Source organism: Pseudonocardia oceanicola (genome assembly GCF_047200735.1).
GTDB lineage: Bacteria > Actinomycetota > Actinomycetes > Mycobacteriales > Pseudonocardiaceae > Pseudonocardia.
Genome location: NZ_JBJZON010000026.1, coordinates 34,423 through 60,022, shown reverse-complemented (window position 1 = coordinate 60,022; position 25,600 = coordinate 34,423). Strand labels below are relative to the sequence as shown.

The following is a 25,600-nucleotide window of genomic DNA, read 5'->3' as shown; positions in this document are numbered from 1 at the left end:
GGAATACGATCGCTGACCCGAGCGAGCGGCCGTCACCCTCCACCCTAATAGTGAGACGATTGAAGCATGGCAGCAGCTGACGCGGCATCGTCACGACCCGGTCCTGGCGGCCTGCCGCGAGTCGGAGGGAACGGTCTCGTGGAGCCGGCTCAAGGCCGAGCTCGGGATCTCGGACTGACCGTCTTTCCGTGATCTACACGAGCGAGGTCCGCCCCGAGGCTCAAGCCGCGATCGAGGCCCTCCCAGCACAGGCCCTGCACGCCCTCGTCGAGGTCTTCGCCCTGCTCGAGGGGGCGCGACGGTGATCTGCACACCGCGAGCCCGACGATACGGACGATCGCAGCGACACGACCTCTGCCGCCGGGACGATCACGCCCTCACCTGCGCTCCGAATCCGGAAGAGCCGGTTTCCACTGCTCGGGTCGGGTTCCTGGGCTGTCGGGACGGTGGGCGTGCGCAGAAAAGAGCCCAGCTCAGGGAAGAATCGTGAGGGCCCCGACATGCCGGGCCGAACGACCCGAAATGCCGGTGGTCCAGGGTGGCAACCTCAGCAACGCGGAGCCGGTCGGCGAGCGCGATCACCGCCGCATCGCTGGTACCTAGTGGGAGATCCGCGTAGGTGTCGACGAGATCTGCCATGCGCGCGTAGTCCTCGCCGGTCAGCTCGACGGTTCGGAAGTCTCCGGCGGCAAGAGAGCGCAGGAAGGCTGACTCGGCCCGCGCGCTTCCCCTTCGGTGCAGCAGATATCCGACCTCGGCGACCACGGGAGCTGGCAGCACCATCGGCCGGCCCGCCAGATGCATGGCGGTGAACAACTCCACGCAGGCATGATGGTCAGGATCCCGGGACAGTCCAGCGGCGGCCAGGGGGCCGGTGTCGCAGACCAGCACCTACTTGCCGAACCCCTCAGCGAGGATGTCCTCGCTGTTGGCGCCGACACGGGTGCCGTCGCCGGGCTCGATCCCGAACCACGCGGGCGGCCATGCCCGCACCGCACCAACCCGACTGCGCAGCTGCTCGAGCGCCGCAGGAACTTCCTCGTCGGGCAGCTGCTGCACCAGGCGAGCCAGCTCCTCGCGTTCCTGCTCCGCGCTCATACCCCGCGAGTCTAGCCAGCTCGAAGGTCCGCCTTTCCCTGTGCACGACATGGCGACGGGAACGCAGGCCGAGGTCGAGGCCCACTTACCGCGTGGTGGCGAACCTCACCGCTCCGGCGCGCCTCCGTTGACGCCGGCTCGAGCTGTCGTACAACCCGGAGCCGAGGTCCCCGGCGGGAAGAGGAGAGATGGCACGGCAGCTCCAGACGACTCTCATCGATGACATCGACGGCGGCCCGGCCGACGAGACGGTCTGCTTCAGCCTCGACGGCCGCCACTACGAGATCGACCTGGCCGGCGCGAAGTCCAAGGCCCTGCGGGCCACGCTGGCTCCCTATGTGACTGCCGGGCGGCCACAGAAGACCGCACGAAAGTCGCCGCGTCGCGCCGCACGCAGCGCCAACCAGGAGCGCAACCGCGCGATTCGGGAGTGGGCCCGCGGCCAGGGCCTGCAGATCGCTGCGCGCGGGCGCATCCCAGACGAGGTGGCCATCCGCTACGAGCACCTGGCCTGAGCGGCTGACACTGCAGAGAAGCCCCCTGCCCGATGCTCTTGAGGTCGCCGACAAGCTTCCCCTTCCGTCCGTGTGCCCCGGGGACCGCTCCACAGCAGCACCCGGACGGGAGAACCTGGACAAACGCCGCATGAGCCGGCGCCGCGGGTAACCCGCGGGTAACCCCGGTCTACCAAGCACCAGCAGTCGGGATGAACCGTCCTGGGTGGTGGAGAGGCTCCTGATCTAGAGACTGGAGCTGTGGGAGCACCTCGGAAGTTCGATGAGGAGACCCGTGCCCGCGCGGTCCGCCTCTACCTGGACCGTCTGCGTGATCACGGCGAGTCGAAGCTGGCCGCCCGCCGGCACGTCGGCGAGCTGCTCGACGTCAACCCGGCGACGATCCGGAACTGGTTCGAAGCCGAGGAGCGTGATTCCGGTTCCGGGGCCGGCTCGGCCGCAAATGACGAAGACGCGGCGGCCGAAGCTACGGCGGCTGCGTGCCGAGAATGCCGAGTTGCGGCGGGCGAATGAGATCCTCAAGACTGCGTCCTCGGCGTTTTCGCGCAGGCGGAGCTGGACCGTCGACTCAAGTAAGACTTCTGTTCGTTCACGAACATCGAAGCCGTTTCGGGGTCGATCCGATCTGTGCCGTGTTGTCCGAACACGGCGTACAGGTCGCCCCGCAAACGTATTACCGCTGGCGGGCCGGCCCGCCCGGTGACCGATCGTCAGCTGGATGAAGCAGATCTGGTGAACCGGGTCGTCGACATTTATCGGTGCGACAGGTGCGTGTACGGGGTGCGGGAGATGTGGCGTGCGGCGCGGCGGGAAGGGCTGCGGATCGGCCGTGACCAAATGGGCCGGCTGATGCGTGTCGCAGGGATCCAGGGCGTGCGCCGCGGGGTGCACCACACGGCCACGACGATCCGCGACCAGCGCGCCGCCAGGCATCCTGGCCTGGTCAAGCGGGCCTGGGCGGACCAGGAGCGGGGCGCGGGTCGCGAACGCCGCGACCAGCGCGACCTTCTGCCGGTCGCCCGACGAGTACGTCCGTGAGGGCTTGTCGAGGTCCAGAGCGAACCGCTCGACGAGCTCGGCCCGGTACGGGAGATCCACCTCAAGCCCACACGGCGCCCAGTAGGGTCGAGTCTCGCGGCCGGTCAGCCGCGGCCACCGGGCGACTCAGCGGGCACATAGGCGAGGTTCCAGTGCGCCTGCGCGACATCCCGGCTCGGGACCCCGCGCACCGTCGCCGATCCGGCCTGGGCCTGGCCATGCCGAGGCGCAGCTGGATCGTGGTGGACTTGCCCGCCCCGTTCGGGCCGTGGAACCCGAAGACCTGACCGGACTCGACGGTCAGGTTCAACCGTGTCGAGTGCCGGTGGCCTGCGCCGGTAGCGTTTGGTCAGGCCCTGGGTGTGGTCGGCCGGTGTCACGGGTGACCTCCTGGAACGCACGATGACGACGACGCCGGCCAGGCTTCTCGGCACACCGCGCCGGATCGCTAGCCCCGAGTCCGGCGGTGGTAGCTCGACACCGCCAGGACGTAGGCCAGGACGAGCAGCCCAACCAGCCAGGCCAGGGCGACCCAGATCTCGTCGCCGACCGGCTCCTCGGCGAAGAATGCGCGGATCGTGTTCACCACGGAGGTGACGGGCTGGTGTTCGGCGAACCAGGCGACGGGGCCGGGCATGGTGGCGGTGGGGACGAACGCGGAGCTGATGAAGGGCAGGAAGATCAGCGGGTAGCTGAAGGCGCTGGCCCCGTCGACCGTCTTCGCCGACAGCCCGGCGATCACCGCGAGCCAGGTCAGGGCCAGGGTGAACAGCGCCAGGATCCCGACGACCGCGAGCCACGCCCCGACCGACGCCCCCGTCCGGAACCCCATGGCCAGGGCGACCAGCACCACGATCGCGACCGACACGAGATTGGCGACGAGTGAGGTGAGCACGTGCGCCCAGAGCACGCTCGACCGCGCGATCGGCATCGACTGGAACCGCTCCGTGATCCCGCTCTGCAGGTCGAGGAAGAGTCGGTAGGCGGTGTAGGCGATGCCGGAGGCGATCGTGATCAGCAGGATCCCGGGCAGCAGGTAGTCCACGTAGGCCCCGCCTCCGCCGGTGTCGATCGCGCCGCCGAGGACGTAGACGAACAGCAGCATCAGGGCGATCGGGGTGACCGCGGTGGTGACGATCGTGTCCGGGCTGCGCAGGATGTGCCGCAGCGAGCGCCCGGTCAACGTGCCGGTGTCGGTGACGAGGAGGCTGGTCATCGGGCGTCTCCCGCGGTCATGGCGAGGAACACGTCCTCGAGGGTGGGCTGTTTCTCGACGTAGGTGACCTCGGCCGGGGGCAGAAGTGCCGTGAGGTCGGCGAGGGTCCCGTTCTGGGCGATCACGCCCCGGTGCAGGATCGCGATCCGGTCGGCGAGGCGTTCGGCCTCGTCGAGGTACTGGGTGGTGAGCAGGACCGTGGTGCCGCCCTGCGCGAGCTGCTCGATCGTCTGCCACACCTCGATCCGTGCCTGCGGGTCGAGACCCGTGGTGGGCTCGTCGAGGAAGATCACCGGCGGGTCGCCGATGAGGCTCATCGCGATGTCGAGCCGCCGACGCATCCCACCGGAGTAGGTCCCAGCCCGGCGACCGCCCGCGTCGGTGAGGGAGAACCGGGCCAGCAGCTCGTCCGCGATCGCGCCGGGGCGCTTCAGATGCCGCAGCTTCGCGATGAGCACCAGGTTCTCCCGCCCGGTGAGCACCTCGTCCACCGCCGCGAACTGCCCGGTCAGGCTGATCGCCTCGCGCACGGCCGCCGGATCCCGGGTCACGTCGTGGCCCTGGACGGTGGCGGTGCCGGTGTCGGGGCGCAGCAGCGTCGAGAGGATCTTGACCAGGGTGGTCTTGCCCGCGCCGTTGGACCCGAGCAGGGCATGGATGGTGCCGGGGGCGACGTCCAGGTCGACCCCGCGCAGCACCTCGACCTCGCCGAAGGACTTCTCCAGCCCCCTGATCTCGATCGCGTTCATGCCTGCTCCCGCTCCGCCGCGGCGATCGACTCGACGAACCGCGCGCGCTCCGTGTCGATCCAGTGCTCGGACTCGTAGGCGCGGGCGAACTCTTCGGCGAACTCCACCGGGTCCGCTCCGACGATGGCCCGGACCGGTGTGCCGTCGGTGGCGGCGCGCTCCCACAGGTCGGCCAGGTCGGTGTGCATCCGGATGATCGTGTCCCCGTCCACGATGCCGCCTGCGTAGTTCAGGTAGCGGTGCATCGCCTTCGCGGCCTCGCCGTAGGGGGCGGGCAGGGCGTCGATCCGGGCCTTGTCCTGGCGGTACTGCTTCTTCTGCGCCAGCGGCCCGGTGAGGGCCTCGATCCACTTGGCGGCCATGTCAGGTCGTCCTCTCGGTGTGTTCGGTCCGGAGCCGGGTGATGAGGTCTGAGAGGTGGCTCCAGGTCCTCCAGAACTCCGCGAGCTGGGTATGTCCGTCCGCGTTGAGGGTGTAGACCTTGCGCGGCGGTCCCTTCTCCGACGGGACCTTCTCGACGTCGACGAACCCGCGCTGCTCGATCCGTATCAGCAGCGCGTACACGGTCCCCTCGACGACATCGGTGAATCCCTGTTCGCGCAGCTGCGCGGTGATCTCGTACCCGTAGGCGGGGCGCACGGACAGGACGGTGAGGACGACGCCCTCGAGCGTCCCCTTCAGCATCTCCGTCAGCTGGTTGGCCATCGCCCACCTCCTCTACTCGGTGACGCTGATTACCGGTATGAAGCTACACCGAGTACCGCTACTCGGCAACACCGAATACCGGAGCCGCGCCGGATCCGTCACGATCCGTGCGGTGTGTGGCCGCTGAGGATGATCTGTCCGCCGGAGGAGACGGTCTTGTCCAACGCGGCCGACGCCCAGGTGGCGGCGCCCGAGCAGGCCGCGGACTCCGTGATCTGGGAGCAGGTCATCTCCCGCACGAACGAGGACTTGGGGCTGACCGTGACCTTTCAGATCTTCCTTGCCATTGCCTGCCTGCTCGCGGCGATCGGGCGGTGACCGACGCGCCCGCCACGGTCGTCCGGGCGATGGTGCTCGGCCCGGAGTTCGGGCCGGACGTCGCCGACATCGGCCTGTTGGAGCGCGTGGTGGCCAACCTCCGCGAATGTGAGGCATCCGCGGTCGTCGTCGCTGACCTCGACCGACTCGGCCGAACCCGACGAGTCCCTACCGGACTACCAGCCCGCGAACCGCTGTGAACGAGGAGGACGGGATGGTGTCCCGATGGGCTACAGGGATGTCCCGATCCCGGTCATCCGCTTGTCGCAGCCAGTACGCGGGCGCGATACCGCTGTGGGGTCACGCCGACGCATTGACGGAATGCTTCGGCCGCGCGGCTGCGGCTGGACCAGCCAGCCGCCCTTCCCGCTGCGGAAATGCTCAGCTCACCCTCGCGGAGAAGCCTCGCCATGTGCTCGACCCGGAGCATCGTCAGGTACGCCAGCGGCGTCTTGCCGTATGCCTCAACGAACACCCTCATCAGTTGCTTGGGAGACAGATGCACTCGTTCCGCCAACACCCCGAGTGTCCACGGCTCGGCAGGGGAACCGTGCAGCAGATCGCGGGCCACGGCCGCCTCGACGCGCAAAGGCCGAAACCTCCGGTGACGGGGCGGGGCGGGAACAGTCCAGGCTCGTTGGCTGGCCGAGGCAGGCGCCGACGTGATGTTTACGAAGGGGACCAGGACATCCAGAACGGCGAACAACAGGGCCTGCATCCGGTAGAAGTGCTCGGGGTCGGGTCCAGCGACGCTGAGCGCGACTAACTCGTCTAGCCACGGCATTAGCATCCCGACCCGATCCTCTCCGAGACGGAGTACCTGCGCGGGCTCGGCGTACACCTTGTCCATGAAGTCCTGCGCGTCAAGCCGGTCCGTGAGCAACGCCGCGTGCTGCCAGAACACCTGATCGACTAGGTAGTCACGGTCGAGGTAGATCGTGGTAGTCGTGATCCAGCCCTCAGGTTCGCTAGCACAAAGAGTGCTCACGCCCAGAGCAGCCACATCGCCGACCGCCACCGGACATTCACCGAACTCGCTGAGCAGGAACGCCGACCCGGACCTGACGAAGATCAGCGCCACACAGTCATACGCGACTGGTTCTACGGGTCGATGGATCGTCGTCGTTCGCGCGAAGATCGGAACGAACGACCGGTCGGCGTCCGTCGATTGCTGTTCGGCACGCGCAACGGACACCGACATCGCACACCCGTCTCACACGTCCACGGAGCTGGCTTGTGTCCTGACCGATTTGCGTACGAGTGCGGGCATCGGGTCGGTCACCAATGCTCGGCTCAGTACTCGGTCCTGCGGTCAATACCGAGGGTGGCTACGAGGTCTTCGTGGAGTTGGAACCAGACGCGGTGGCAGGAGTCGATGTCGGTTCTGTCGACCCATTCGCTTTTGCCAGCCTCGGCGCGTTTGAGCGCCGCGCTGAAGCGCGTATCGCTCCCGTCGAATCTCGCAAGCACGCTAGACAGACGGGCGATAAGTCGGGCGAGAGCGATGCTGAGGGCGCCGAGTTCGTCAAGGATTCGGACATCCCAGGCGAGATCGGTGTGGTCGTTGGGAGCGAGTCGGTCTTCGCTGGTGGGCTTGACCTGCCAGTCGGTGCACGCGCGCACGAGGCGCGCATTGAGCGGGAGGAATTCGCGGTAGACGGCTTCTACGACGTTGTCAGGGTCGGCGCTGGCGCGCTCGTCGGCGAGCTGGCGCTCGTTCTCGACTCTGCCTTCTTCGGTCAGGGACCATCCTTCTAGACCTGCGAACGCGATGTATTGAACCCATCCGCGCTGTTCAGCGTGGCGCAGGACAGTGATGGCGTCGTCGTGGCTGACCCCGGCACGGTCGGCGATCGCGGCGGGGTCGGTGAAGCCGAGGAGGCGCACCGCGTGCAGCACCAGCAGCGACGGCGATGAGAGGTAGGTCATTGCGAATCGCCCTGCCTGGTGGTGAGTCGGGTGAAATGCTGTTGGCAGGCCTGAGGCGACCGGAATCCCATCGCCTCGGCAATCTGGGCCCATGTCAGTCCCGCCGTACGCGCCGTGAACAGGAGGGCGGTTTCCACGCTCTCGACCTCTGCTCGTGCTGCAGGTAGCAGCGCGAGCGCGCTGAGCAGATCGTCGGGGGCGAGGTCTGCGTGACGCCAGAGCGCGAACTGCGTCAACTCAACAGCTGTGGGCGGGATCGGCGCGGGTCGCCACGGGCGATCGGCCAGCCTCTCGGCACCGAGCGCGAGTAGCCGGTCCTGCGCTTCGTGCTCCCGGCGAGCCTGGGCGTGATCCGTCCCCTCTGAGCGGTGGAGGTCTTGCTTGCGTTCCATGCTCCAATACTCGACAATCAACGTAACGTTGTCAACAGAATGTTGATGGATGGAGAGATGATCACAACTCTGCGGGATGCGAACGCGGACACAGGCGGCGGGAAGGCGGCGACCCTTGCCGTGCTGTTGCAGGAGGGCCTGCCGGTGCCGGACGGCTTCGTGGTTCCCTTTGCTGCGCGCCGCACCGCGCGAGCGGACCCCGGGCTGTCGGTGTCGCAAGGACTGCGTGATGCGCTCGCCTGGCACCTCGCGCGGATGGGGGACCCGGCGGTGGCCGTCCGCTCGTCGGCAGCGAGCGAGGACGCGGCAGGAGGGTCCGCGGCCGGTCAGTACGAGAGCGTGCTGGCTGTGAGCGGAGCGCCAGCCGTCGCCGAGGCGGTCCGGGTCTGCTGGGTGTCCTCGTTGTCGGCGCGCGCCGCCGACTATTGGAACCATCTGAACGGCAACGCCGCGGACGGTGAGCCGGACATGGCCGTGCTCGTCCAGCGTCTCATCGACGCCGATGCGTCAGGGGTGATGTTCACCCCGGCGCAGCCGCACGATGACACCCGGATCGAGGCGTCCTGGGGTCTCGGGCTCAGTGTGGTCGGAGGAACTGTCACCCCGGACACGTATGAGGTCGCGTCAAACGGAGGCATCCGGCACACCATCGCCGCCAAGACAACCCGCCTGGACCGTGACGGGCTCGGTGTGGTCGCCCGCAACGTGCCGGAGGAGCAGCAGACGCTCCCGGCGCTTGACGATGCCACTGCCGCGACCCTCGCAGGACTCGGACACCGGATCGCCGCCGTGTTCGGCCGGCCGCAAGACATCGAATGGGCGATCGCAGACGGGAAGGTCTGGATTCTCCAAGCCCGCCCGATCACCGCGACCCTTCCTCCGCTGCCAGCGACGGCTCCAGCCGGGGACCCATCGCTGATCGGCACACCGGGAGCCCATGGCACCGTCACCGGGATAGCCCGCATCCTGCACGGTCCCGCCGACTTCCCTCGCGTCCAACCAGGAGACATCGCGGTCTGCCCATACACCGACCCGGCATGGACACCGCTGTTCCGCATCGCCGCCGCTGTCGTCACCGAGACAGGCGGCGCGCTCTCCCACGCCGCGATCGTCGCCCGCGAATACGGAATCCCCGCCGTCCTCGGCATCCCGCACGCCACCACGCGCATCCAGGACGGCACGCGGATCACCGTCAACGGCACGGAGGGAACCGTCACCGCAGCACAGGACTGAAACCGACCGCGCACCCAACAGGAAGGAGCGGGCGCTGGCGCGTCGCGCCGAGGGTCCCGGGAACTCATGGCAACAAGACATCTCTACATCGCACGACACGGCGACGCCGACGCGTTCGGCGAACTCACCGACACCGGCCGTAAGCAGGCCAGGCTTCTCGGCCAGCGCCTCGCACACCTGCCTATCGACGCGGTATGGCACTCGCCGCTGCCCCGCGCCGTGGGGAGCGCTCAGGAACTGGCAGCACAACTCCGACCTGGGACGCCGGCAGTCGAATCCGCGGAACTCATAGACCATGTTCCCTACGTGCCGACGCGCGAGGAAACACCTCACGCCTGGGTGCCGTTCTTCGACGGATACGACCCCGCCGAAGCCGCTGCCGGCAATCGGATCGCGCACAGCCTCACCGCCCGATTCGCTGCGCCACCCGAGCAGGGCGATGACATCCACGAAGTGCTCATCACGCACTCCTACCCGATCGCCTGGCTCGTCCGTGACGCCCTCGACGCACCGCCGGCACGATGGCTCTCGCTCAACAGCGCAAATGCAGCTCTGACCGTGATCGAGTGTCGGCCCGGTTTGCCTCCTGGCATCACCATGTTCAACGAAATGAGTCATCTCCCCACCGAACTCCGTTGGACAGGATTCCCGCCGTCAACCTGGCCCTAAACGACCTGCGGCCCCGACGGACCGAGTGCAGCACCGGAGGCTTCGCCATCGCTCGCGCGGCGGAGGGTCCTTAGCGCATGGGCGGCTTGGGCCGGTACGACGCCGTTGCCGAGGGCGGTGAGCTGTTCTGGCGGGGTGAGCCCGAGGTCGGTATCGGTGACCCATCCGTCCGGTAGGCCCATGAGCCATTCCACGAAGCGAGGCGCCGGGCGGTACTGCCCGTCGTCGTTCAGGAGGGTTGGTGAGGGGGCTTCTCGTCCGGTGAGGTGTTCCCATCGTCGGATTGCCAGTGCGTAGCGTCCCCAGCGTCGAAGAGCTGCCCGATCAGCGGCCACAGCAGCTCCTCCTCCCGATGCCGCCGCGAGCCGGCCGGCCCGTTCAGCGCCAGGTCGACGACCTGATGGGACAGGGCGATCGTGCCGCGCCGGGCGCGCACTCGGTCCAGGCTCTCCCCGCCGCGGGCCGCGTCGGAGGCCAGCGGCGTGCGGAACAGCGCCGCGGGCGAGGATGAAGATGCGAAAGCGGGTGTGAGGTGCTCCGATGTCGGAAGCGGGTAGGCCGAGCCAGCGCGCGTCATACCCGAGGTCGGCCAGATCGCCGAGTACGGCGCCAAGAGCCCGTAAAGGTCGAGCTGACTCGTCTCCCAAATGCCACGGGTCGGATTCCACACCGCGAACGGCAGCGCCCTCGATTGCGGTTGCGAGGTCGGGGGTTGCGGGGGCGGGGTTGCGTCCATCGGTCTCGTCTCCTTCCGGGGTCGGGCGGGTCGCGGCAGCCGAAAGTAGCCCGCGCACGTTCTCGGCGACGACCCACTCCGGTTGCAGCACCTCGATCGCCTCCGCCATACGCGCCCACAGGCCCGAGCGAGTGCCGGGGCCGAGGCCGGCGCGCTTGCCGACCGTGGACACGTCCTGGCAGGGGAACCCGCCGCAGATCACATCGACGGGCTCGACCTTGTGCCAGTCGATCGTGGTGATGTCGCCCAGGTTCGGCACGCCCGGCCAGTGATGGGCGAACACGCGTGCCGGTGCCGGGCTGAACTCGGAGAACCACACGGTCTCGCCGTCGAACACGTCCTCCACAGCGAGGTCGAGCCCGCCGTAGCCGGAGAACAGCGACCCGATCCGTAGACGGCGACCGCTGTGCTCGTCGTTCGGCTGGCGCATGAGGACTCCGGCAGATCGGTGATCCCCGGTCGAATCTCATTCGTGAACTCGATGCCGGGCTGGTCACCTGGCAGGTACTCGCCGCGCCTCCCGCGTCCGCGTCGACCGAGCTCCGATGACGGCGCACCGGCGCCTCCGTCCCGGCCTCGTCTTCGAGATGCCACGCGTCTTGCAGATCGAGGGCGCCGCGAGATTCGTTGTGTCGCATCCGATGCGACAGACCGCCTCCGCTCACCTGCCCGGTGAGCGGAGGCGGTGGGTCGGGTGACGGTTTCGATGCGCGTGATGAGCGCGGGCGATGGGTACAAGTACCTGCTGCGCACGGTCGCGGCCAGCGACGGTGACCGGTCGCTTTCGACGCCGTTGACGCGCTACTACGCGGAGGAGGGAAGCCCGCCCGGTCGCTGGCTCGGCTCCGGCGTCGCCGCGCTCGGCAGCGGGCGGATCGCGGCGGGCGATCAGGTCTCCGAAGCCCAGCTCCAGCTCCTCGTCGGCATGGGCCGCGACCCGATCACCGGCGCCCCGCTGGGGCGCGCTTACCCGGAGTACCGCAGCGTCGCGGAGAGGGTCGCCGCCCGCGTCGCCGACCTCGACCCCGACATGGGGCCGGCGGCGAAGGCCGAGGCGGTCGCCGGGATCGAGGCCGAGGAGACCGAGCGCGGCACGCGCCGGGCGGTTGCGGGCTACGACTTCACCTTCTCGATCCCGAAGTCCGCGTCGGTGCTCTGGGCGGTCGCGGATGCCGGGACGCAGGCTCTCATCGCGGACGCGCACCATGCGGCGGTTGCGGAGGTGGTTGCGTTCATGGAACGGGAGGTTGCAGCCACCCGCACCGGCGTAACCGGACGCAACGGCGCGGTTGCGCAGGTCGGCGTTCGCGGGCTCATCGCCACCGCGTTCGACCACTACGACTCCCGCGCGGGCGACCCTCACCTGCACACGCACGTCGTCGTGTCGAACAAGACGCAGACCGTCCTCGACGGCAAGTGGCGATCCCTCGACGGTCGGCCGATGCACGCCGCGACGGTCGCGCTGTCCGAGTTGCACGAGGCCGTGTTCGCCGACCACCTGACCCGCGCGTTCGGGGTCGAGTGGGAGTCCCGCGATATGGGCCGGGACCGGAACCCGGCGTGGGCGATCGCCTCGGTGCCGGAGGAGCTGGTGGCCGAGTTCTCCTCCCGCTCGCGGCACATCGACGCGGAGAAGAACCGGCTCATCGCCGAGTACGCGGCTCGGCATGGCCGGCAGCCCTCGACGGCGACGATCATCAAGCTCCGCGCCCAAGCCACTTTGACCACGCGGCCGGAGAAGGAGGTCCGCTCGCTTGCCGACCTCACCGCCGACTGGCGGCGGCGCGCGGGCGGGCTGCTCGGGGCCGATGCGACCGCGTGGGCGCGCACCGTCACCGCGAACGACGCACCGCTGCTGCTGCGCGCCGACGACGTGCCGCTGGACGTCATCTCCAGTCTCGGGCAGAGCGTCGTGGAGGCGGTCGGGGAGAAGCGGTCCACCTGGCGGCGCTGGAACCTGACCGCCGAGGCGGCTCGGCAGACGATGGGCTACAGGTTCGCCACCATCCACGACCGCGAGGCGGTCGTCGGGCTCGTCGTGGATGCCGCCGAGGCCGGGTCGCTGCGCCTCACGCCGCCCGAGCTCGCGTCCTCCCCGGCCGCGTTCCAGCGGTGGGACGGGACCAGCGTGTTCCGACCGAAGCATTCGACGGTGTTCTCCTCCGAGGTCTTGCTGGCGGCCGAAGACCGCCTCCTCGAGCGCGCCCGCACCACCACCGGCCCGACCGTGCCGTTGGTGGCCGTCGAGAGGATCACGGCCAAGCCCGACCGCGAGGGCCGGGTCCTCGGCGACGACCAGGCCGGCGCGCTCGCCTCGGTCGCCGTCTCCGGTCGTGTGGTCGACGTGCTCGTGGGGCCGGCCGGCGCCGGCAAGACCACGGCCATGTCGGCGTTGCGGCGGGCGTGGGAGAACGAGTTCTACGCCAGCCTCGACCCGAGCACCGGGGAGCTGCGGGACTGATGGGCGCCTACGTCAAGAAGACGGCCCGCCGGCCCTACGAGGAGCGGTCGTTCTCGGTGCGCGCGGTGCACCGAGACCCACCGGACCTGCACAAGCTCGCGGAGGCGCTGATCCGGCTCACCTTGCAGGAGACCGGCCGCGCCCGCGCAGACCGCCGAGCGGCTGAGGCCCCCGAGACCTACCGACCGGACCCGGCCGCTGTCCCGATCCTGGCCGTGTCGGAGGGCGCAGGGTAGAATCAGGACCAGCAAACCTCGCGATGCGGGGTGTTGCAGTCCTAACCCCGTCGCTCTGGCGGGCAAGCGAACGTGGCCGATCCGGCCTAGTCCAAAGCCTCCGGGCTTCTCTCACAGTCAGCACCCCTCGGGCGTACAGCCCGAGCGCGAGGGCCGATTCCGTGTGAGAGAAGGCCCCCAAGTGACTTCCGCGTTCACGCGCACCGCCGATCCGGTGCGCAGTCTCATCGACCCACCCCAGGGCACCGCCCTCGCGGTGTCCTACCTGCGTGTCTCCACCAAGGAGCAGGCGGAGAAGGGCGGCACCGACGAGGGGTTCTCGATCCCCGCCCAGCGGGAGGCCAACCGCCGCAAGGCCGAAGCACTCGGCGCGGTGATCGTGGCGGAGTTCATCGACGCGGGCGAGTCCGCCCGTAAGGCCGACCGGCCCGAGCTGATGCGGATGATCCAGTACGTCAAGCAGAACCGCGTCGCCTACTGCATCGTCCACAAGGTCGACCGGCTCGCCCGCAACCGCGCCGACGACGTGACCATTCACCTCGCACTCCAAGAGGCCGGGGTCATGCTCGTCTCGGCCACGGAGAACATTGACGAGACCCCGAGTGGGATGCTGCTGCACGGCATCATGTCCACCATCGCGGAGTTCTACTCCCGCAACCTCGCCACCGAGGTAATCAAGGGTATGACGCAGAAGGTCGCCAACGGCGGCACCCCGACCAAGGCGCCCATCGGCTATCTCAACGTCCGCGTCCGCGACGAGCTCGGCCGCGAGGTACGCACCGTGCAGCTCGACCCCGACCGGGCGCCGCTGATCGAGTGGGCCTACAAGGCCTACGCCTCCGGGAGCTGGACGGTCAGCCAGCTCCACGACGAGCTGACCTCGCGCGGCCTGATGAGCCTGCCGACGCCGAAGCATCCCTCCAAGCCGCTCGCGGTGTCCTCGGTGCACCGGCTCCTGACGAACCCGTACTACAAGGGCGACGTGATCTACCGCGGCGTCGCCTACAAAGGCGCGCACGACCCGCTCGTCCCAGCCGAGGTCTGGTATCAGGTGCAGTCCGTCCTCACGTCGCACAAGACGGCGGCCGAAGCCACGCAGGTGCACGACCACTACCTGAAAGGCACCGTCTACTGCGGCGCCTGCGAGTCGCGGCTGATCGTGTCCAACGCGAAGAACCGGCACGGCAACGTCTACCCCTACTTCGTGTGCTCCGGCCGGCACTCCAAGCGCACCGACTGCACCCGTCAAGCCGTCCTCATCGAGGACGTCGAGCACCTGATCGAGGACTACTACCAGCGCGTGCAGATCGCGCCGGCCCGCCGTGAGGCGCTGGCCGGGATGCTGCACCACGAGTTCGACCGGCTCATGTCCGCCGAGGCCGACGAGCTCGCCCAGCTCACCGCCAACCGCGACCGGCTGGAGCACGAGCAGGACCGGCTCATGCAAGCCCACTACGCCGACGCGATCCCCCTCGCCGTCCTCAAACGAGAGCAGGACCGCATCCTCGGCGAGCTCGAACAGGTGAACCGCCGACTCGACGCCCACCACGGCGAATACACCGACGCCCGCGCGCACCTGGACGACGCCCTGAACCTGCTGGAGAACTGCGCCGACATCTACGCCCGCTGCGACGACGCCAACCGCCGCCTGTGCAACCAGGCGCTCTTCACCAAGGTCTACATCGAGGAGGACGACGAGCTGCGCGTCGAGAACAACCGCCCCTTCGAGGTGCTGCTAGACCCCGAGGTCAACGCCAACGCCCTCACCTGGGCCGCAGACGCCGACAAGGCCCGAACCTCGGCCATTGATTCTGTGGGCCAAGGTTCGAGCCTTGTGCGTTGGGTGCCCCCGGTGGGACTCGAACCCACACTGTGACCCTTTTAAGGGGCCTGCCTCTGCCGTTGGGCTACGGGGGCCCGGTCGAAGCCTAACGACGGCGCGGGGCGAGAACGCCGGCGGCGCCCGCCCCCGGTGAAGGGCGGGCGCCGTCGAGCGCCTGTCGACCGGAGCCGCGTCAGCTGGCCTTGGCGTCGGCCTCCTGCGCGACCGTCGGGGGCAGCGGGGTGACCGTGCCGCCGGCGATCCGGCTGAACTCCGCCTTCGGCTCGTGGATCTGGCCCAGCGCCACGACCTCGCGGCCCATGAGCAGCGCGGTGGTCCAGTCCATGACGATCCGGAAGCGGCGGTTCCACGTGGGCATGCGGCTCACGTGGTAGGTGCGGTGCATGAACCACGCCGGGAAGCCCTTGAGCTTGATCCCGTAGACCTGGGCGACGCCCTTGTACAGGCCGAGGCTCGCGACCGAGCCGGCGTAGCTGTGCTTGTACTGCTTCGTCTCGTACCCGCGCAGGTACGCGACGATGTTGTCCGCCAGGACCTTCGCCTGCCGGACGGCGTGCTGCGCCGACGGGCTGGTGCGCGCGTTCGGGTCGTCCTTGGTCAGGTCCGGGACGGACGCGCAGTCGCCCGCGCTGAACACGCCCTTCAGACCGTCGACCGTGAGGTCGGCCGCGCACTCGACGTGCCCGCGGGGGCCGCGGGGCAGGTCGGTCTGCTCCAGCATCGGGTTCGGCTTGACGCCGGCGGTCCAGACGATGGTGTCGGCGTCGAACTCCTGCCCGTCGGACAGCACGACGTGCCCGCCGACCATCGACTCGACGCGGGTCTCGAGCAGCACCTCGATGCCGGCGTCGAGCAGGCGACGCACCGTGTACGCGCCCATCTTCGGGCCGACCTCGGGCATGATCCGGTCCATCGCCTCGACGAGGACCCAGCGCAGGTCGCCCGGCTCGATGCCCTCGTAGTAGCGGGTCGCGTAGCGGGCCATGTCGGCGAGCTCGGCGAGTGCCTCGACACCGGCGTACCCGCCACCGACCACCACGAAGGTCAGCAGCCGGCTGCGCAGCTCGGGATCCGCGGTGGTCGAGGCCGCGTCGAGCCGGGACAGCACGTGGTTGCGCAGGTAGATCGCCTCACCGACGGTCTTGAAGGCGATGCCCTGCTCCGGCAGGCCGGGGACGGGCAGGGTGCGGGCGACCGACCCGGGGGCGACGACGAGGACGTCGTAGCCGAGCTGGGTCGTGTGGCCGGCCGCGGTCTGGACCGTGACCTGCTTCTGCGCGTCGGAGATCGCGGTGACCCGGCCGGTCAGCACGCGGCAGCCGCGCAGCACCTTGTGCAGCGGGACCACGACGTGCCGCGGCTCGATCGAGCCGGCCGACGCCTCCGGGAGGAACGGCTGGTAGGTCATGTGGGACTGGGGGTCGACGACCGTGATGTCGGCCTTCCCGCGGCGCAGCTTCTTCTGCAGCCGCAGAGCGGTGTACATGCCGACGTAGCCGCCACCGACCACGACGATTCGTTGCGCGTGCGCCATACCCACATTCGTACCCCGGAGACGTAAGCCCGACCGCCGTCCCGGGCGTGATCTGCGTCCGAGCCGGTGTGAGATCACCGACAGCCCGGACCACCCATGGCCCGATCCCTTACAGCCCGGCGGCACGCCCCGCGGTGGCGAGGACCTCCTCCAGCATCGCCGGGGTGAGCCGGCCGGTGAAGGTGTTCTGCTGGCTCACGTGGTAGCTGCCGAACAGGTGCAGTGACGCCGCCGGGCGCACGGAGGCCAGCTCGACGTGCGCGCCGTGGCCGAACCGCGGCCGGGGCCGCGGCACGGTCCAGCCGTGGTCGGCGAGCACCGGCAGGAGCGCCTGCCAGCCGAACCCCCCGAGGACGACGACCGCGCGCAGGGTCGGGCGCAGCAGCTCGATCTCGGCGTCGAGCCAGGGCCGGCAGGTGTCGCGTTCGACCGGGGTCGGCTTGTTCGCCGGCGGCGCGCACTTCACCGGGGCGGTGATCCGGGTGCCGAGCAGCCGCAGCCCGTCGTCGCGGTGCACAGCGGTCGGCTGGTTGGCCAGCCCGACGGCGTGCATCGCCGCGTACAGGACGTCGCCGGAACGGTCGCCGGTGAAGATCCGCCCGGTCCGGTTGCCGCCGTGCGCGGCGGGGGCCAGCCCGACGATCAGCAGCCGGGCGTCGGCCGGACCGAGGCCGGGCACGGGCCGGCCCCAGTACTCCCAGTCGCGGAACGCCGCGCGCTTCTCCCGCGCCACCTTCTCCCGCCACTCGACCAGCCGGGGACACGCCCGGCACTCCGTGACCCGGGCGTCGAGCTCGGCGAGGGTCGGGGCGCTGCGCGCCCGCGCCCCGGTCGGCGCGGACGGGTCGCCGGCGGGGTCGCTCACGCGATCGATCGAGCGATCCCGTCGAGGATGTCGTGCTCGGAGACGATGAGCTTCTCGATGCCGGCGCGGGCGTGCAGCTCGTCCGCCAGCGCCTCGACGACGAGGGCACCCGCGCCGATGACGTCGATCCGGCCCGGGTGCAGCGCGCCCAGCTTCGCGCGCTCCTCGCGCGGCGAGGTGATCAGCATCTGCGCGACGCGGTGGACGTCGTCACGGGTCATCGTGGACAGGTGCACGGCCTCGGGGTCGTACTCCGGCAGATCCTGCGCGATGCCGGACAGCGTGGTGATCGTGCCGGCCACGCCCACCCAGGTCTTCACGCCCTCGACCGGCACCGCGTCGAACGCCTCGTCGAGAATCTCCCGGGCGACCTTGCGGGCGTCGGCGACCTCCGCCTCCGCGGGCGGGTCGCCGGGCAGGCAGCGCTCGGTGAGCCGCACGCTGCCGACGTCGACGGACCGGGCGGCCGTGACGCCGTCGGCCGCGGTGCCGACCACCAGCTCGGTCGAGCCGCCACCGACGTCGGCGACGACGAACGGACCGTCGTCCGGGTCGAGGTCGCCGACCGCGCCCTGGAAGGACAGCCGCGCCTCCTCGTCCCCGCTGATCACCTCGGCGTCGGTCCCGAGGACCTCGCGGACCATGCCGAAGAAGTCCTCCGGGTTGGTGGCGTCCCGGGTGGCGGAGGTGGCGACCATGCGCACGCGCTCGACACCCTTGCGGCGGATCGCGGCGGCGTAGTCGACGAGCGCGACACGGGTGCGCTCGAGGGCCTCGGGGTCGAGCCGGCGGGTCGCGTCCACGCCCTTGCCGAGCCGCACGATCCGCATCTCCCGGTGCAGGTCGCGCAGGTCCTTCGTGCCGTCGAAGGACTCGGCGACGTCGGCGATCAGCAGGCGGATCGAGTTGGTCCCGCAGTCGATGGCGGCCACCCGGGACATACGTGCTCCAGTCTGTCGGGGTCGTTCCCGCTCACCGTATCGGCAGGCGCGGCCGTCCGGGGGCCACGAGCTCCCGCCACGACCGGCCGCGGGGTTACCCTCCGGTAATGACCGTGGCACCGGGCACCCAGCTGGGCACGCACACCGTCGTGAACCAGGTTCCGCCGCTCGACGGGTTCGACCCGCTCGGGTGCGACCCCGGCCTGGCCGAGGCGCTGCGCCGGGAGGGGGCGGCGCCGGACCTGAAGGCGCTCGCCCAGGCGGTCGGCTCGGCCGAGTACCGCGAGCACGCGCGGCTGGCCAACGAGCACGAGCCGGTGCTGCGCACGCACGACCGCTACGGCCACCGGATCGACGAGGTGGAGTTCCATCCGTCCTGGCACGCGCTGATGCGGCTGTCGGTCGAACACGGGCTGCACGCCGCCCCGTGGCTCGACGGTGCGCACCTCGCCCGGGCGGCCGGGTTCTACCTGGTCAGCACGGTGGAGCAGGGGCACTGCTGCCCCATCTCGATGACGTACGCCGCCGTCCCGGCGCTACGGCACGGGGAGCTGCGGTTCGAGGAGAAGCTGGGTTCGCGGGTGTACGCGCCCGGACTGGAGACCCCGCAGGCCAAGCCGGGGTTGCTCGCCGGTATGTCGATGACCGAGAAGCAGGGCGGCTCGGACGTCCGCAGCGGCACCACCCGCGCGACCCCCGACGCGCACGGCACCTACTCCCTCGTCGGGCACAAGTGGTTCACCTCGGCCCCGATGAACGACCTGTTCCTGACCCTCGCCCGGGCGCCGGGCGGGCTGACCTGCTTCGTCCTCCCCCGCGTGCTGCCGGACGGCACCCGCAACGGGCTGCGCATCCAGCGCCTGAAGGACAAGCTCGGCAACCGCTCGAACGCCTCCGCGGAGCTGGAGTACGTCGACGCCGTCGGCTGGCGGGTGGGCGACGAGGGCCGCGGCGTCGCGACGATCATCGAGATGGTCTCGATGACCCGCCTGGACTGCGTGCTCGGGGCGGCCGGGACGGTCCGCGCCGCGCTGTCCGAGGCCGCGCACCACGTGGCCCACCGGTCGGCGTTCGGCGCCCGGCTCGCGGACCAGCCCCTGATGCAGGCGGTGGTCGGCGAGCTGGCCGTGGAGTCCGAGGCGGCGACCACTCTGGCCGTCCGGCTCGCCGGGGCCGTCGAGCGGGGCGAGACGGCGTTCCTGCGGCTGGCGCTGCCGGCCGCGAAGTACCTGGTCTGCAAGCGCACTCCGGCGGTCGTCGCAGAGGCCCTGGAGTGTCTCGGCGGCAACGGGTACGTCGAGGAGTCGCCGATGCCGCGGCTCTACCGGGAGAGCCCGCTCAACTCCCTCTGGGAGGGCTCGGGCAACGTCACCGCGCTCGACCTGCTCCGCGCGCTGTCCCGCTCGCCGGAGTCCGTCGAGGCGGTGCTCGACGAGATCGCCCTCGCCCAGGGCACGGACGCGCGGCTCGACCGGGCCGCCGCCCAGCTGCGGACGGAGCTGCGGGACCCCGAGCCGCGCCGCGCCCGCCGCCTCGCCGAGCTGCTGGCGCTCTGCCTGCAGGGCTCGCTGCTGCTGCGCACCGCCCCGGCCGAGGTCTCCGACGCCTTCCTGGCCGGCCGCCTGCAGCCCGACGGCCCCTGGCGCACCGCCGGCACGCTGCCCGACGGCATCCCGGCGCAGCCCCTGCTGGAGCGCGTCACCCCCCGACCCTGACCCCCGACCCTGACCCCCGACCCCGCCCCCCGACCCTGACCTGGCGTGGATCCGTACTGCGTTTCCGGAGGGCTCGCCGACGCAGGGACGGATCCGTGGTGCGAGCGACGCGCTCGTCAGCGCTTCAGGGATCGGTCATGCGTCCGTCGTCGGGCGCAGTCGGTGCCGGTCCACCAGTCGCCGAGGAGCTCCAGCACCTCGTCGCCGAACGGGTTGACGCCCGGGCCCTTGGCGAGGCTGTGCGCCACGTGGACGTGCAGGCACTTCACGCGGGCGGGCATCCCGCCCGCGCTGACGTCCGTGCCCAGCGGCTCGATCGCATCCCGCTCGGCGAGGTAGGCCTCGTGGGCCCGGCGGTAGCGCGCCGCCAGCTCGGGGTCCTCCTCGAGCCGCGCGGTCATCTCCTTCATCAACCCGGAGGCCTCGAGCGTCCCGATGCGGGAGGCAAGCCGCGGGCAGGTGAGGTAGTAGAGCGTGGGGAACGGGGTGCCGTCGGGCAGGCGCGGCGCGGTCTGCACCACGTTCGGGTGGCCCGACGGGCAGCGCGCCGCGACCAGCCGCATGCCCCGCGGGGCACGCCCGAGCTGCGCCGCGACGGTCTCGAGGTCGACCTCGGAGAGGGTCTCGGTCATCAGGGGGCGCCCTCCGTCACGTCGCTCCACAGGGTCCGGTACCACGGGGCGGCCTGGCGCGCGGCCTCGACGTCGGCCGGCGAGGGCGTGTTCGGCAGCTGCACCACGTAGGGCACCTCGCCGGGCCGGACGTACCCGAGCCGCGACCGTGCCTCGGCCGCGACCTCGTCCGGGTTCGACAGCCGCGCCTTCCGCTCCTCCAGCTGGGCGACGTCGGCCGCGAGCGCCCGCTGCTGTTCCTGGACCGCCGCCAGCTCCTGCCGCTGCGCCACGTAGTTGCGCAGCGGCACGGCCACGGTCAGCGCCAGCGCGCACACGACGATCGCGAGGATCGCCGCCCGCCGGGTCGAGGACAGCCCGAGCAGCCCGCTCGTGCGGGCGACCACCGTCCCGGCCCGGGTCCGGGTGCGGGTGAGCCGCGGTTCGCGCACCCGCCGGCCCCCGGGCGCGGGGCGTGCCTGCCGGGCGCCGCCGCGGTCCGCCCGGGCGGCGGCCCGCTCGCGGACCCGCGCCTCACCCGCCATACGCCTCAGGCCCCCGGCGTGAACCGCGGGAAGGCCAGCTCGCCGGCGAAGCGCGCGGCGTCGCCCAGGCTCTCCTCGATGCGGAGCAGCTGGTTGTACTTGGCGACCCGCTCGGACCGGGCGGGCGCGCCCGTCTTGATCTGGCCACAGCCGGTGGCGACCGCGAGATCGGCGATGGTCACGTCCTCGGTCTCGCCCGAGCGGTGGCTCATCATGCAGCGGTAGCCGTTGTTGTGCGCGAGCGTGACCGCGTCGAGGGTCTCGGACAGCGTGCCGATCTGGTTGACCTTGACCAGCAGGGCGTTCGCCGCGCCGCGGTCGATGCCGTCCTCGAGCCGCTCCGGGTTGGTGACGAACAGGTCGTCGCCCACGAGCTGGACCCTGTCGCCGAGCGACTCGGTCAACGAGACCCAGCCGTCCCAGTCGTCCTCGGCCAGCGGGTCCTCGATCGAGACCAGCGGGAAGGCGTCGACGAGCTCGGCCCACACCGTGGCCAGGTCCGACGCGGAGAGCTCCTTGCCCTCGTAGCGGTAGACGCCGTCGGCGAAGAACTCGGTCGCGGCCACGTCGAGGGCCAGCACGACGTCCGTGCCCAGGGTGAAGCCCGCCTTGCCGATGGCGGTCGAGATCAGCTCCAGCGCACCCCGGGTGCCGCCGGCGACGTCCGGCGCGAAGCCGCCCTCGTCGCCGAGCCCCGTCGACAGGCCCTTCTCCTTGAGCACCGACTTGAGCGCGTGGTAGACCTCCGCGCCCCAGCGCAGCGACTCGCGGAAGGACTCCGCGCCGATCGGCGCGACCATGAACTCCTGCACGTCGACCGAGGTGTCCGCGTGCGCACCGCCGTTGAGGATGTTCATCATCGGCACGGGCAGCACGTGCGCGTTCGGTCCGCCGACGTACCGGTAGAGCTCGAGCCCGGACGACTCGGCGGCGGCCTTGGCCACCGCCAGCGAGACGCCGAGCAGCGCGTTCGCGCCCAGGCGCGACTTGTCCGGGGTGCCGTCGAGGTCGACGAGGCGCTGGTCGACCAGGCGCTGGTCCACCGCGTCCATCCCGGTCAGCTCCGGGCCGATCTCGTCGAGGACCGCCGAGACGGCCTTCTCGACACCCTTCCCGCCGTACCGCTTCGGGTCCCCGTCGCGGAGCTCGACGGCCTCGTGCTCGCCCGTCGAGGCCCCGGAGGGGACCGCGGCGCGCTCCAGCGTCCCGTCGTCCAGCGCGACCTCGACCTCGACCGTGGGGTTGCCCCGCGAGTCGAGGATCTCCCGCGCGCCGACCTGCTCGATGACAGCCACCCAATAGCTCCTGTTCTCTCCGGCTCGTTCTGTCCGGCTCGCCGGAACTCGCGGGTCAGGGTAACCACCGGGCCGGGTGCCGAGGACGGCGAACCGCCGCAGCACCGCTCCCGCACCGTCGACGTCACGCCCCGGTGCCGTTCGGTCGCGGCATGTCAAGACCTCGCGGATCTCCCGCGCGCGGCCTACCGTGGGAATGACCATGACGAGTCAGCCTGCACCGGGACCCGGTTCGCGCGCCCGCAACCGCGTCTTCGAGGGATTCCGCCGGGCGGAGCTGCTGCTGGCCGACCGGCGCCCGCTCGACGCGCTGCAGGCCCTGCTCCCGGCACTGGAGAGCCAGCCCAACGACGCGTCGGTCCATCTGCTCGCCGGCCGCGCCTACCTCGACTCGGCCCAGCTCGAGAAGGCCGAGGAGGCGTTCTGCCGGGTGCTCGAGCTCGACCCGGCCGACCACTACGCGCGGTTCGCCCTCGGCAAGGCGCTGCAGCGGCAGGGCCGGCTGGGCGAGGCGAAGGGCCAGCTGCAGATGGCCACCGTGATGGACCCGCGCCCGGAGTACCAGGAGGCGCTGGGCGAGGTGCGCGCGCGCATCGCCCGCATCTCCGGGTAGTCCCGCCGCGCCGGGGAATCCGCTCGCGGACGGGCCGTGCGCGGCGTCCGTCGCGCTCCGCGAGGGGCTGCGGCGTTGCGTCCGTCACGGTGGGGCGTCGCGAGCGAACATCTCGCGCAAAACGGACGTATCTCCTGCTCAGCGGGTCGTTCGCCCCTTTCGCGTCCCCCGTTCGAGAAGCTAGCCTCACCTCGCTCCGCTGAGGCTCACCTCAGGGGAGGCACGGCGAAGCAGAGGAGAGCGGAACGGTGCTGGGCAACGCGCTGATCGGCCTGCGCGAGGGCCTCGAGGCCTCGCTCGTCGTCAGCATCCTCGTGGCCTTCCTCGTCCGCACCGACCGTCGGCGGGAGCTGCCGAAGGTCTGGGCCGGGGTCGCGTTCGCGATCCTGGTCAGCGTCGGGGTCACCCTCGGGCTCACCCTGGCCGAGCAGGCCCTGACCTTCGAGGCCTCCGAGGCGCTCGGCGGGACGCTCTCCATCGTCGCGGTCGCCTTCGTCACGTGGATGATCTTCTGGATGCGCTCGAACGCGCGGGCGATGAAGGCCGACCTCGAGGGCAAGCTCGAGGCGGCGATCGACATGGGCCCGGCCGCCGTCGTCGTCATGGCCACGCTCGCCGTCGGCCGCGAGGGACTGGAGACGGCCGTGTTCTTCTTCGCCGCGGCACAGGCCGCCGGCGAGACGGCGCAGCCGCTGATCGGCTTCCTCGTCGGCATCGCGATCGCGGTCCTGATCGCGTACGCGATCTACCGCGGCGCGATGCGCATCGACCTGGCGAAGTTCTTCACGGTCACCGGGTTCTTCCTGGTCTTCGTCGCCGCCGGCATCCTCGCCTACGGCGTGCACGACCTCCAGGAGGCCGGCATCCTGCCCGGCCTCACCACCCTCGCCTTCGACGTGAGCGCCGCGATCCCGCCGGACTCGTGGTACGGGACGCTGCTCAAGGGCGTCCTCAACTTCTCCCCGCGGACCACGGTGCTCGAGGCCGTCGTCTGGAGTCTCTACGTCGCCGTCGTCCTGACGCTGTTCCTGTTGCCCCAGCGCACGCGGTCCACCACCACCGCCGCCGCGTGACATCACCGAGGAGAACGCCCATGCCCCGCAGGACCCCGGATCACCGCAGAGCAGGCGCCGCCGTGCTCGCGGCCGGCACCGCCCTGCTGCTCGCCGGCTGCACCAGCACGGCCCAGCCCCCCGCCGCCCAGGGCGGGAACGGGCCGATCGCCGTCACGGCCGGCGACACCACCTGCGACGTCTCGGCCACCGAGGCGCCCGCCGGCAACATCTCCTTCACCGTCAAGAACACGGGGACGACGGTCACCGAGTTCTACCTCTACGGCACCGGCGACCGGATCATGGGCGAGGTCGAGAACATCGGGCCCGGCCTGTCCCGGGACCTGATCGTCGAGGTGCCCGACGGCGGCAGCTACACCACCGCCTGCAAGCCCGGCATGGTCGGCGACGGCATCCGTGCCCCGTTCACGGTCACCGGCGCCGCGCAGCGCTCCACGGACACGAACGCCGAGCTGGCCGAGGCCACCAGCGGCTACACCCGCTACGTCACCTCCCAGATCGAGGCGCTGGTCGCCAAGAACAAGGAGTTCACCGACGCCGTCAAGGCGGGGCAGGTCGACGAGGCCAAGGCGCTCTACCCCGTCTCGCGGACCTACTGGGAGCGGATCGAGCCGGTCGCGGAGTCCTTCGGCGACCTCGACCCGAAGATGGACGGCCGCGAGGACGACGAGCGCGAGCCCGGCGTCGCGTTCACCGGCTACCACCGCCTCGAGAAGGACCTGTGGGTCGACGGGCTGCAGCCCGACTCCGGGCAGATCGCGGACCAGCTCGACGCGGACATCCTCGACCTGCAGAACCGGGTCGCGGCTCTCGAGCTCACCCCCGTCCAGCTCGCCAACGGCGCCAAGGAACTGCTCGACGAGGTCGCCACGGGCAAGATCACCGGTGAGGAGGACCGGTACTCGCACACGGACCTCTGGGACTTCAAGGCCAACGTCGAGGGCAGCCAGGCCTCCGTCGCCGCGCTGCGCCCGGTGATCGACGAGAAGGACCCGAACCTGGGGCCGACGCTGGACCAGCGCTTCGCCGACGTCGAGGCGCTGCTCGAGCAGTACCGCACCGCGGACGGCGGGTTCGTGCTGTACACGCAGCTGACGCCGGAGGACACGAAGAAGATGGCCGACGCGATCGACGCCCTCGGTGAGCCGGTCTCCCAGGTCGCGGGGGTCGTCACGTCGTGAGTGCCAGCCGGTCCCCGTCCTCGGCCCCGGAGAGCCCGCCCGTCGAGCCGCCGCACACCGACCCGCCCGCCGGCGGGAGCGGCGGCGGG

The 25,600-nt window shown here is 70.6% G+C and carries 31 protein-coding genes, 1 tRNA gene and 1 other annotated feature; of the genes, 14 read left to right on the top strand and 18 right to left on the bottom strand.

Going from position 1 to position 25,600, the window contains the following annotated elements:
- Window positions 1–369: 369 nt before the first annotated feature.
- Window positions 370–891, bottom strand: a complete 522-nt coding sequence (locus ACL02T_RS28285) for a type II toxin-antitoxin system VapC family toxin (protein ID WP_412833834.1) — start codon at window positions 889–891, stop codon at window positions 370–372.
- Window positions 892–1,098, bottom strand: a complete 207-nt coding sequence (locus ACL02T_RS28280) for a hypothetical protein (RefSeq protein WP_412833833.1) — start codon at window positions 1,096–1,098, stop codon at window positions 892–894.
- 188 nt (window positions 1,099–1,286) lie between these two features.
- Between ACL02T_RS28280 and ACL02T_RS28275 the strand changes: the two genes are divergently transcribed.
- The 3 genes from ACL02T_RS28275 to ACL02T_RS28265 all read left to right on the top strand — a co-directional run bounded on the left by ACL02T_RS28275 (window position 1,287) and on the right by ACL02T_RS28265 (window position 2,651).
- Window positions 1,287–1,613, top strand: a complete 327-nt coding sequence (locus tag ACL02T_RS28275) for a histone-like nucleoid-structuring protein Lsr2 (protein ID WP_412833832.1) — start codon at window positions 1,287–1,289, stop codon at window positions 1,611–1,613.
- Between the two features lie 240 nt (window positions 1,614–1,853).
- The gene (locus tag ACL02T_RS28270; RefSeq protein WP_412833831.1) at window positions 1,854–2,126 is read left to right on the top strand and encodes a hypothetical protein; all 273 of its coding nucleotides are present in this window, start codon (window positions 1,854–1,856) and stop codon (window positions 2,124–2,126) included.
- Between the two features lie 21 nt (window positions 2,127–2,147).
- Window positions 2,148–2,278 (top strand) — a sequence feature (AL1L pseudoknot).
- Window positions 2,241–2,651, top strand: a complete 411-nt coding sequence (locus ACL02T_RS28265) for an IS3 family transposase (protein ID WP_412833830.1) — start codon at window positions 2,241–2,243, stop codon at window positions 2,649–2,651. It overlaps the preceding feature by 38 nt.
- Before the next feature lie 61 nt (window positions 2,652–2,712).
- Here ACL02T_RS28265 and ACL02T_RS28260 read toward each other — a convergent pair whose 3' ends face one another.
- From ACL02T_RS28260 to ACL02T_RS28240, 5 genes are all read right to left on the bottom strand, one after another.
- Window positions 2,713–2,961, bottom strand: coding sequence for an ATP-binding cassette domain-containing protein (locus ACL02T_RS28260; RefSeq protein ID WP_412833829.1), 249 nt, complete (start codon window positions 2,959–2,961; stop codon window positions 2,713–2,715).
- Window positions 2,962–3,099: 138 nt separating this feature from the next.
- Window positions 3,100–3,867: an ABC transporter permease gene (locus ACL02T_RS28255; RefSeq protein WP_412833828.1), complete on the bottom strand. Its 768-nt coding sequence runs from the start codon at window positions 3,865–3,867 to the stop codon at window positions 3,100–3,102.
- On the bottom strand, window positions 3,864–4,616 hold the full coding sequence (locus tag ACL02T_RS28250; RefSeq protein ID WP_412833827.1) for an ABC transporter ATP-binding protein: 753 nt from the start codon (window positions 4,614–4,616) through the stop codon (window positions 3,864–3,866). The genes ACL02T_RS28255 and ACL02T_RS28250 overlap by 4 nt, the downstream gene beginning before the upstream one ends.
- Entirely contained in the window at window positions 4,613–4,978 is a 366-nt protein-coding gene (locus ACL02T_RS28245; protein WP_412833826.1) for a DUF1048 domain-containing protein, read from the bottom strand. The genes ACL02T_RS28250 and ACL02T_RS28245 overlap by 4 nt, the downstream gene beginning before the upstream one ends.
- Before the next feature lies 1 nt (window position 4,979).
- On the bottom strand, window positions 4,980–5,321 hold the full coding sequence (locus ACL02T_RS28240) for a PadR family transcriptional regulator (RefSeq protein WP_412833825.1): 342 nt from the start codon (window positions 5,319–5,321) through the stop codon (window positions 4,980–4,982).
- A 156-nt stretch (window positions 5,322–5,477) separates the two neighbouring features.
- On the opposite strand from ACL02T_RS28240, the gene ACL02T_RS28235 reads away from it, so the two are divergent.
- On the top strand, window positions 5,478–5,639 hold the full coding sequence (locus ACL02T_RS28235; RefSeq protein WP_412833824.1) for a hypothetical protein: 162 nt from the start codon (window positions 5,478–5,480) through the stop codon (window positions 5,637–5,639).
- On the top strand, window positions 5,636–5,839 hold the full coding sequence (locus ACL02T_RS28230) for a recombinase family protein (RefSeq protein ID WP_412833823.1): 204 nt from the start codon (window positions 5,636–5,638) through the stop codon (window positions 5,837–5,839). Before ACL02T_RS28235 ends, ACL02T_RS28230 begins: the two co-directional genes overlap by 4 nt.
- Window positions 5,840–5,892: 53 nt before the next feature.
- Here ACL02T_RS28230 and ACL02T_RS28225 read toward each other — a convergent pair whose 3' ends face one another.
- The 3 genes from ACL02T_RS28225 to ACL02T_RS28215 all read right to left on the bottom strand — a co-directional run bounded on the left by ACL02T_RS28225 (window position 5,893) and on the right by ACL02T_RS28215 (window position 7,960).
- Entirely contained in the window at window positions 5,893–6,840 is a 948-nt protein-coding gene (locus ACL02T_RS28225) for a helix-turn-helix transcriptional regulator (RefSeq protein WP_412833822.1), read from the bottom strand.
- Window positions 6,841–6,932: 92 nt separating this feature from the next.
- Complete coding sequence (locus ACL02T_RS28220; RefSeq protein WP_412833821.1) at window positions 6,933–7,568, bottom strand: transcriptional regulator; 636 nt, start codon at window positions 7,566–7,568, stop codon at window positions 6,933–6,935.
- Complete coding sequence (locus ACL02T_RS28215; protein ID WP_412833820.1) at window positions 7,565–7,960, bottom strand: SANT/Myb-like DNA-binding domain-containing protein; 396 nt, start codon at window positions 7,958–7,960, stop codon at window positions 7,565–7,567. Before ACL02T_RS28215 ends, ACL02T_RS28220 begins: the two co-directional genes overlap by 4 nt.
- 57 nt (window positions 7,961–8,017) lie before the next feature.
- Between ACL02T_RS28215 and ACL02T_RS28210 the strand changes: the two genes are divergently transcribed.
- Together ACL02T_RS28210 and ACL02T_RS28205 are read left to right on the top strand one after the other, a co-directional pair.
- A complete protein-coding gene (locus ACL02T_RS28210; RefSeq protein ID WP_412833819.1) occupies window positions 8,018–9,193 on the top strand; it encodes a PEP/pyruvate-binding domain-containing protein in 1,176 nt (391 codons plus the stop codon).
- 66 nt (window positions 9,194–9,259) lie between these two features.
- A complete protein-coding gene (locus ACL02T_RS28205) occupies window positions 9,260–9,862 on the top strand; it encodes a histidine phosphatase family protein (RefSeq protein WP_412833818.1) in 603 nt (200 codons plus the stop codon).
- On the opposite strand, the gene ACL02T_RS28200 is transcribed toward ACL02T_RS28205, so the two are convergent.
- Window positions 9,859–11,028, bottom strand: coding sequence for a DNA cytosine methyltransferase (locus ACL02T_RS28200; RefSeq protein WP_412833817.1), 1,170 nt, complete (start codon window positions 11,026–11,028; stop codon window positions 9,859–9,861). The two genes, ACL02T_RS28205 and ACL02T_RS28200, sit on opposite strands and share 4 nt — an antisense overlap.
- Window positions 11,029–11,313: 285 nt before the next feature.
- Here ACL02T_RS28200 and mobF point away from each other — a divergent pair, with 285 nt between their 5' ends.
- The 3 genes from mobF (at window position 11,314) to ACL02T_RS28185 (ending at window position 15,171) form a co-directional block, all read left to right on the top strand.
- Window positions 11,314–13,059, top strand: a complete 1,746-nt coding sequence (gene mobF, locus ACL02T_RS28195) for a MobF family relaxase (RefSeq protein ID WP_412833816.1) — start codon at window positions 11,314–11,316, stop codon at window positions 13,057–13,059.
- Window positions 13,059–13,295, top strand: coding sequence for a hypothetical protein (locus ACL02T_RS28190; protein WP_412833815.1), 237 nt, complete (start codon window positions 13,059–13,061; stop codon window positions 13,293–13,295). The genes mobF and ACL02T_RS28190 overlap by 1 nt, the downstream gene beginning before the upstream one ends.
- Window positions 13,296–13,476: 181 nt before the next feature.
- Window positions 13,477–15,171 (top strand): recombinase family protein, encoded by a 1,695-nt coding sequence (locus tag ACL02T_RS28185; RefSeq protein ID WP_412833814.1) that lies wholly within the window; start codon window positions 13,477–13,479, stop codon window positions 15,169–15,171.
- Here ACL02T_RS28185 and ACL02T_RS28180 read toward each other — a convergent pair.
- The 4 genes from ACL02T_RS28180 to ACL02T_RS28165 all read right to left on the bottom strand — a co-directional run bounded on the left by ACL02T_RS28180 (window position 15,140) and on the right by ACL02T_RS28165 (window position 18,478).
- A tRNA-Leu gene (locus ACL02T_RS28180) sits at window positions 15,140–15,212 on the bottom strand. The genes ACL02T_RS28185 and ACL02T_RS28180 overlap by 32 nt on opposite strands.
- 98 nt (window positions 15,213–15,310) lie before the next feature.
- Window positions 15,311–16,672, bottom strand: coding sequence for an NAD(P)/FAD-dependent oxidoreductase (locus ACL02T_RS28175; protein ID WP_412833813.1), 1,362 nt, complete (start codon window positions 16,670–16,672; stop codon window positions 15,311–15,313).
- Between the two features lie 109 nt (window positions 16,673–16,781).
- Entirely contained in the window at window positions 16,782–17,537 is a 756-nt protein-coding gene (locus tag ACL02T_RS28170) for a uracil-DNA glycosylase (RefSeq protein ID WP_412833812.1), read from the bottom strand.
- The gene (locus tag ACL02T_RS28165; protein ID WP_412833811.1) at window positions 17,534–18,478 is read right to left on the bottom strand and encodes a Ppx/GppA phosphatase family protein; all 945 of its coding nucleotides are present in this window, start codon (window positions 18,476–18,478) and stop codon (window positions 17,534–17,536) included. The genes ACL02T_RS28170 and ACL02T_RS28165 overlap by 4 nt, the downstream gene beginning before the upstream one ends.
- Window positions 18,479–18,585: 107 nt before the next feature.
- Between ACL02T_RS28165 and ACL02T_RS28160 the strand changes: the two genes are divergently transcribed.
- Window positions 18,586–20,193 carry an acyl-CoA dehydrogenase family protein gene (locus tag ACL02T_RS28160; protein ID WP_412833810.1) on the top strand — a complete coding sequence of 536 codons (1,608 nt, stop codon included), beginning with the start codon at window positions 18,586–18,588 and terminating at the stop codon, window positions 20,191–20,193.
- 116 nt (window positions 20,194–20,309) lie between these two features.
- On the opposite strand, the gene ACL02T_RS28155 is transcribed toward ACL02T_RS28160, so the two are convergent.
- The 3 genes from ACL02T_RS28155 to eno are packed head-to-tail and all read right to left on the bottom strand — an operon-like array spanning window position 20,310 to window position 22,644.
- Window positions 20,310–20,825 carry a DUF501 domain-containing protein gene (locus tag ACL02T_RS28155; RefSeq protein WP_412833809.1) on the bottom strand — a complete coding sequence of 172 codons (516 nt, stop codon included), beginning with the start codon at window positions 20,823–20,825 and terminating at the stop codon, window positions 20,310–20,312.
- Complete coding sequence (locus ACL02T_RS28150; RefSeq protein WP_412833808.1) at window positions 20,825–21,349, bottom strand: FtsB family cell division protein; 525 nt, start codon at window positions 21,347–21,349, stop codon at window positions 20,825–20,827. The genes ACL02T_RS28155 and ACL02T_RS28150 overlap by 1 nt, the downstream gene beginning before the upstream one ends.
- Window positions 21,350–21,354: 5 nt before the next feature.
- Entirely contained in the window at window positions 21,355–22,644 is a 1,290-nt protein-coding gene (gene eno, locus ACL02T_RS28145; protein WP_412833807.1) for a phosphopyruvate hydratase, read from the bottom strand.
- A 202-nt stretch (window positions 22,645–22,846) separates the two neighbouring features.
- Here eno and ACL02T_RS28140 point away from each other — a divergent pair, with 202 nt between their 5' ends.
- The 3 genes from ACL02T_RS28140 to efeO all read left to right on the top strand — a co-directional run bounded on the left by ACL02T_RS28140 (window position 22,847) and on the right by efeO (window position 25,511).
- Entirely contained in the window at window positions 22,847–23,257 is a 411-nt protein-coding gene (locus ACL02T_RS28140) for a tetratricopeptide repeat protein (RefSeq protein ID WP_412833806.1), read from the top strand.
- A 248-nt stretch (window positions 23,258–23,505) separates the two neighbouring features.
- Entirely contained in the window at window positions 23,506–24,330 is an 825-nt protein-coding gene (efeU, locus tag ACL02T_RS28135) for an iron uptake transporter permease EfeU (RefSeq protein ID WP_412833805.1), read from the top strand.
- Window positions 24,331–24,350: 20 nt separating this feature from the next.
- Window positions 24,351–25,511: an iron uptake system protein EfeO gene (gene efeO, locus ACL02T_RS28130; RefSeq protein WP_412833804.1), complete on the top strand. Its 1,161-nt coding sequence runs from the start codon at window positions 24,351–24,353 to the stop codon at window positions 25,509–25,511.
- Window positions 25,512–25,600 lie beyond the last annotated feature (89 nt).